Annotated in this window: 7 protein-coding genes; 3 read left to right on the plus strand and 4 right to left on the minus strand. The window is 41.1% G+C overall.

Annotated features, from left to right (window positions below; all coding sequences use genetic code 11):
• The 4 genes from B4K11_RS10590 to B4K11_RS10605 all read right to left on the minus strand — a co-directional run.
• Window positions 1–891 (minus strand): deoxyribodipyrimidine photo-lyase (locus tag B4K11_RS10590; RefSeq protein WP_292959370.1); only part of this gene is annotated, 891 nt, incomplete at its 3' end.
• Between the two features lie 26 nt (window positions 892–917).
• Window positions 918–1,880 carry a YbgA family protein gene (locus B4K11_RS10595; RefSeq protein WP_292950383.1) on the minus strand — a complete coding sequence of 321 codons (963 nt, stop codon included), beginning with the start codon at window positions 1,878–1,880 and terminating at the stop codon, window positions 918–920.
• Window positions 1,881–1,907: 27 nt separating this feature from the next.
• Window positions 1,908–2,573 (minus strand): ChrR family anti-sigma-E factor, encoded by a 666-nt coding sequence (locus tag B4K11_RS10600; RefSeq protein WP_292950382.1) that lies wholly within the window; start codon window positions 2,571–2,573, stop codon window positions 1,908–1,910.
• The gene (locus B4K11_RS10605) at window positions 2,570–3,148 is read right to left on the minus strand and encodes a sigma-70 family RNA polymerase sigma factor (protein WP_292950381.1); all 579 of its coding nucleotides are present in this window, start codon (window positions 3,146–3,148) and stop codon (window positions 2,570–2,572) included. Before B4K11_RS10605 ends, B4K11_RS10600 begins: the two co-directional genes overlap by 4 nt.
• A 141-nt stretch (window positions 3,149–3,289) precedes the next feature.
• Between B4K11_RS10605 and B4K11_RS10610 the strand changes: the two genes are divergently transcribed.
• From B4K11_RS10610 to B4K11_RS10620, 3 genes are all read left to right on the plus strand, one after another.
• Window positions 3,290–4,681, plus strand: coding sequence for an NAD(P)/FAD-dependent oxidoreductase (locus tag B4K11_RS10610; protein WP_292950380.1), 1,392 nt, complete (start codon window positions 3,290–3,292; stop codon window positions 4,679–4,681).
• Complete coding sequence (locus B4K11_RS10615) at window positions 4,674–5,486, plus strand: DUF1365 domain-containing protein (RefSeq protein WP_292950379.1); 813 nt, start codon at window positions 4,674–4,676, stop codon at window positions 5,484–5,486. Before B4K11_RS10610 ends, B4K11_RS10615 begins: the two co-directional genes overlap by 8 nt.
• Window positions 5,473–6,454, plus strand: a 982-nt coding sequence (locus B4K11_RS10620) for an SAM-dependent methyltransferase (RefSeq protein WP_292959371.1), incomplete at its 3' end; no start/stop codon positions are given. The genes B4K11_RS10615 and B4K11_RS10620, both read left to right, overlap by 14 nt.

Raw genomic sequence — 6,454 nt, forward strand, 5'->3', positions numbered from 1 at the left:
CCATCGGTTCAACTCTGGCCATTGCACGAGTATGTGCCGATAAAACTCTCGCCAAATAAGTTCAGTTACCCATTGCTGTTGAAACCACTCTGGGTCATCGCTATAGCTTTGTAATGCTGCAAGGCACTGTCGAACCGATAAGACACCCGTATTCAGATAAGGGGAAATACCTGAGTTAGCTTGAAGTTCAGGAAAATCTCGTTGTTGAAGATACGAACCATGCTTCTCTGTGACGAACTGCTTTAATCGTTTATGTGCTTGATCTGTGCCCGCCGGCCATAGATGCTTTTTCCAATCAGCTCCCACCTGATGAGAAGCCACCTCAGTGGGAACTGAGTCACTCACAATAGACAGCTCGACTTGTTTACTGGGAGCTCTTAATAACTCAGGCATCAACGTTAAATATCGTTTTCGCCAAGCTCGACTAAAAGGCGTGAAAACACGGTAAGGTTCACCTTTTAAGCTCAATACAGAACCCGGAGGCAGTACTGCATCACTATCAAAGGAGTGGCAATTAACACCCTTTGTCATCAAAGCCGACTCGACTTGCCTATCCCGATTCATTTCATAATCAGGATATTCACGATTAAAGTAGAGCTCGCTAATAGCATATCGTTCCACTAGGCCTAATAGCTCGTGAGGGATCTGCTTATTAGTATCGGTATAGATAACTTTCAGTGGGATGTTGAGCGAACTCAATTCTTCTTTCAACGAATGTAAATTAGCCAACCAAAATTGAACGCGAGCCTTAGATTCATCCTGCAGCATCCATTGTTGAGGCGTTATCACAGCAACAGCCATGACGCCTGAAGCATCAGCCTTTTCACACGCATAAAACAGGGCATGATTATCCACAACACGAAGGTCGTTACGAAACCAAACTAATTTCACAAATACACCTAATATTTATAAACGACTTAAATATAGTTTCTCAAACCCAATTCATGAGGGTAAGGATCTAAGTAAGCTTGAGATTTAATATATTCCGAACCGTGCCTCTTAAGGTAATGCTTCAAAAAGGTAATAGGCACAACAAGATGGACCTTATTAGTTCTATATTCTTCAATCGCCTGTAATAAATCTTGCTTTGTTTCAGCATCAATCTCTTTTTTTAGATAACCGAAAATATGCATCAATGTATTAGTATGGCTTTTTCTATTGGCTCTACTTTTAAGGTGGTTCATCAAACGAAGGAGATAAACATCTAACACTTTAGATAGCGGTTCATTAGGCGCTTCATTTGCTAAATAACGCCCCAGCTCCTTATAACCCTCATACGTATGTGCCATTAACTGATATTTATGCCGACTGTGGAACTGTAAAACCTCATGTAAAGATGGGTTAGTCATCACCTCATTACGCCAATTAGAATATACAAAGACTCTAGTTATAAAGTTTTCTCGTAAGACGGGATCATTCAGCCTGGCTTCCTCTTCGACAGGCAGCGCAGGGTTATTTTTCATTAGGCGTGCGGCATAAGCGCCACTGCCGGATACATTAGGCATACCATTTTCATGGTAAACCTTAACCCGTTCCATCCCACAACTTGGAGAACCCTTCATTAAGATATAACCGCAGAACTCTTGATGTTTAGCGCTCACCTGATCCGCATAATCGTAAAGTTTATCTGTGACATCGAAATCAGGATCTTTCACACCAACGACCCTTGGCGAATCTGCACTACCGACTAAACGAATGGGTTCACGCGGCGTAGTTAAACCAATCGAAACTTCAGGACAAAGCGGAACAAATTCAAAGCAATCACTCAAAACATTCAAACAATATTTAGAACGTTTATGTCCACCATCGTAACGAACCTTATGACCTAACAAACAAGCACTAATACCTACAGGAATGCTCTGTTTTTCATTATTATCCATCTTCAGATCCTCTTGAATGGTGGCAAATTAAAAGCCTGTCATTGGCTGCACGATACGTCCAAATAAGGTGCTAAATTTCAAAGGCGCATCCGTTGCAATTAAGCAGATACAATCCTCATCGCTATCAACCAAGGGTTGATGTTCAATTTCACTATCTAAATCAGCTATATCACCTGCGGTGAAACGACCAACCTCATCTGAAAATGAACCTTTTAAAACTAATGTTAGTTCATTCCCGTCATGTGTATGCGGTAACATCGATTTACCCGGAGCAATTTTCAATAGTTTAGAAACCCCTCCTCTTTCAGATTTAAGAGGAAGATCATGGTAATAAACACCAGGAACGATACGTTTCCATGGAATATTTTCTAAAGAACCAGAGATATAATCTTGCAAGGGTTGGGGTACACCCAGATCAACACTGCTTTTTTGATTCATTTGTGCAGCAACAATTCCTGTCTCTGGCTCATTATCTAAACAGGCCATCACTTGCTCTAAAGCGTCTTCAGCTATTTCAGACTCATTTAGGCTTTCTAATAGGATACCGCCGATACTTTCAGATTCGCTAACACGCTTCTGGCACTTAGGGCACATAGAAATATGACAAGCAGCGACCAATGCCATCGACTGAGAGATAGAGCCCGCGGCGTAGCTCACTAAGCTCGCCTCATCTAAATGATGTTTAATATTCATGCTCCGTCCCTCCATATCATTTTCAACTTTTCTGAGGCTAAACGAATACGCGATTTAACACTGCCCAAAGGAATACCAATACGTTCTGAAATATCACTGTGTGAACGTCCTTCAAAAAAAGACATGTAGATCACTTGAGCTTGACTCTCAGGTAGCTTTTTAATCGCTTTTTCCATACGGTCAGCAGTCACTAACTGCTCTCCACTATGCGCCTGCGTCTCTGACTCTTCTGGCTCTTCGTTCCATTCATCGATGGAATAGACGGGATACTTCTGTTTGCGCATCCAATCAATACTGTGATTTCTTGCCAGTGTAAAAATCCATGTGCTAGCTGCGGCCTTAGAACGGTTGTACATATGCGCTTTACGCCATACCGATAGCATGGTCTCCTGCGTAAGCTCTTCCGCTGCACTTTCAACTAATCCAAGACGCGTGATATAAGATTTAACTCTCGGAGCAAAATACCTAAAGAGCTGTACATACAACGTTTTGTCCTTCTCGACAGAAAGCTGGTGCAACATATCACTCCAATCGGATGAGCTAAATTGCTGATTCATAACAACGACATTATCCACGTTAGTACCTAGCCATTATTGTTAGATGACTGTTAGTACGACATTAAAAGACATTTAGATCATATAAATTGATAAAGTATTTATGATCCTTTCATATAATCTCTACGTATTGAAGGGAAAGAATTAATTATGGAAGAACACATGAACATTACAGCCATCCGCAGAAAGAAAATCGCTATCATCGGCTCTGGTATCAGCGGACTCAGCTGCGCTTGGCTATTGAACAAAGCCCACAACGTTACCCTATTCGAAAAAGACGACAGACTCGGTGGCCACTCCAACACTGTTGATTTTAGTATTGAAGGGCAAAAAGTAAGCGTAGATACCGGGTTTATTGTTTTTAACCCCGTTAACTATCCTAACCTTGTCAAACTCTTTGAAGAACTAAACGTGCCTAATTGCGATACAGAGATGTCCTTTGCCGTATCTATTAATGAGGGTCATTTAGAATATTCAGGCACCGGTTTAAATGGATTACTTTCACAACGCCTCAATATTCTACGTCCTTCCTTTTGGAAAATGATTACTGATCTGCTTCGTTTCTATCGCGAATCAGATCTAATGCTAGAAAACGACCCTCTAGACTCGCTCACATTAGGAGAGCTATTAAAAAAACACGGCTACGGTAATGACTTCATATACAATCACCTATTACCCATGGGGGCTGCAATTTGGTCTACACCTGTAGAGAAAATGCTAGACTACCCTGCTGGCAGTTTCTTAAGGTTTTGTAAAAATCACGGTTTGATTCAATTACAAAACAGACCTCAATGGCGAACAGTCATCGGAGGTAGTAAAAACTATGTCAACAAAATCGCGAAAGAGCTCGAAGGCAAGATCCAACTGAATAGCCGTATCCATAAAATAATCCGCGAGTCTGATCATGTCATTATTCAGGATCATCACGGAAATCAGCAAATTTTCGATGAAATAGTTCTGGCTTGTCACTCTGATCAAGCATTAGCTCTATTAGATAAACCGACTAATGAAGAGCAACAGTTATTGAGTGATTTCCCTTACCAACGAAATATAGCTTATCTACATTTAGACGAAGACTTAATGCCTAAACGTAAGGCCGCTTGGTCCAGCTGGAACTACCTTTCAGAAGGCCAAAGGGATCAATCCCAACAGGTATCACTCACCTACTGGATGAACAAACTCCAGCCGCTGAGTACAGAACAAAATATATTTGTATCACTCAACCCGATCACCCCGCCCAAAGAGGGAGATATTGTTCGTACCTTTTTTTATGATCATCCAACTTTCGGCAAAAATAGTCACGCGTCACAACAGAAACTATGGCAGCTTCAAGGACAACATCGTACTTGGTTTTGCGGTGCCTACTTTGGACATGGTTTTCATGAAGATGGGTTGCAAGCAGGGCTTGCAGTAGCTGAACAGCTCGGTGGCATACCTCGCCCATGGCAGCTAGAAGAGAAAAACAGTCGTATTTTTGTAAAACCAATACCTACTAATAACACTCATGAAACACCTACTGCCTCTACTATAAACAAAGGTCGGATCCATGGATGATTTAGGCAGCTGTTTGTATACAGGGCAAGTAAGCCATCATAGATTTACACCTTCTGTTCATCAGTTTAAATACCGTGTCTTTTCATCATTATTAGATCTAGATGAACTCCCAGACATAAATAGGTTGAAGCTATTTTCAGTCAATAAATTTAACCTTTTCTCATTTCATGAAAAAGATTATGGCCGAGGAAAAGATGACCTAGCATGCTATATACGCGCCTTGCTGAAAGCTCAGCGGCTTGATTCTGCTGGACACAAAATAAAACTGCTCTGTTATCCTCGAATTTTAGGCTATGCCTTCAATCCATTAAGTGTTTATTTTTGCTACAACAAAAATGATCAATTACAGGTCATTCTCTACGAAGTTAGCAACACCTTTGGATCTAGGCATACCTATCTATTTGAAACAGAAACAGACGGTAAAATACTAAAGCAAAGCTGCAACAAACGAATGTATGTCAGCCCCTTTATGCCAATGGACACCCGTTACCTATTTAATATAAGCCCTCCCAAGGAGCAAGTTAGCGTTGTTATTCAACAATTTGATCAACTTCATCACGCAAACAACCCTAAGCCTATATTCACTGCATCTTTTAAAGGGAAACACTCCAATTTAACCGATAAATCGTTGTTAAAAATATTTTTCCAATATCCATTAATGACATTGAAAGTCATTGTGGGTATTCACTGGGAAGCTTTCCAGTTATGGCGCAAAAAATTAAAGATCCAACCAAGAGAAAATAACGTATCACATACAATAAGTTGGCAGGATAAGAACGGGGCTATACATCATGAAAGTTTGTGAGAATTCAGGCGAATTAAATTACACGGTTGAGCAATCTAAACCCAATTGGCTCGATAAATTAATACTCGCAAAACTGACTCCTCTTCTCGAAAGAAGTAAGGGCACGTTGAAACTAACCCTACCAAGTGGCTGCTACTCTCTTTTAGGACAGGGAGCGCCTTACACAGATATACACATAAAAAACTACCGCTCGTTTATACGTCTTTATTTTGGGGGGATTAATGGATTTTCAGAGAGCTATATTGCGGGTGAATGGGAGAGCAGCAACCTTACAGAATTAGTCAACTGGGCGCTGTCTAACGAAAAAGCTTTACAACGCTTATCTTCTGCAAGTTTCGTTACCCAATCCCTCCATAACCTTTACCATTGGCGTAGAGACAATACGCGCAAAGGCAGCCGTAAGAATATTGCTGCTCACTATGATTTGGGTAACGAGTTCTATAGACACTGGCTTGATAAAAGCATGACTTACTCTGCTGCTCTATATCCAGATAAAAATGCATCACTCGAAGCGGCACAGCAATTTAAAAACAAACGCATTCTACAGATGCTCAATCCTAAGAATGGCGATCACATAGTTGAAATTGGGTGTGGCTGGGGTGGTTTTGCAACACAAGCAGCCGAAGAGCATAACTTAAAGGTTCATGGCGTAACGCTTTCTAAGGAACAATTGGCATGGGGCCAAAAAAGGGTGACGGATAAAGGTCTCCAAGATCTAGTTCACCTTTCACTAACAGACTACCGAGATCTACAGCATAAATATGACGGGGTCGTCTCTATAGAGATGTTTGAAGCGGTCGGAGAAGCACATTGGGATACCTACTTTTCAAACCTTAAACGAGTCCTAAAACCAGGAGGCAATGCTGTATTACAAGTCATATCCATTGAAGATGAACGCTTCCACACCTATAGAAAACAGGCAGATTTTATTCAACGGTATATATTCCCTGGGGGTATGCTACCTAGTG

It is taken from the genome of Neptuniibacter sp. UBA6509 (assembly GCA_002435145.1).
GTDB lineage: Bacteria > Pseudomonadota > Gammaproteobacteria > Pseudomonadales > Balneatricaceae > Neptuniibacter.

Coding starts and splice junctions, on each gene's coding strand:
- B4K11_RS10595 (WP_292950383.1), bottom strand. CDS start 1,880: ATGGATAATAATGAAAAACAGAGCATTCCTGTAGGTATTAGTGCTTGT.
- B4K11_RS10600 (WP_292950382.1), bottom strand. CDS start 2,573: ATGAATATTAAACATCATTTAGATGAGGCGAGCTTAGTGAGCTACGCC.
- B4K11_RS10610 (WP_292950380.1), top strand. CDS start 3,290: ATGAACATTACAGCCATCCGCAGAAAGAAAATCGCTATCATCGGCTCT.
- B4K11_RS10615 (WP_292950379.1), top strand. CDS start 4,674: ATGGATGATTTAGGCAGCTGTTTGTATACAGGGCAAGTAAGCCATCAT.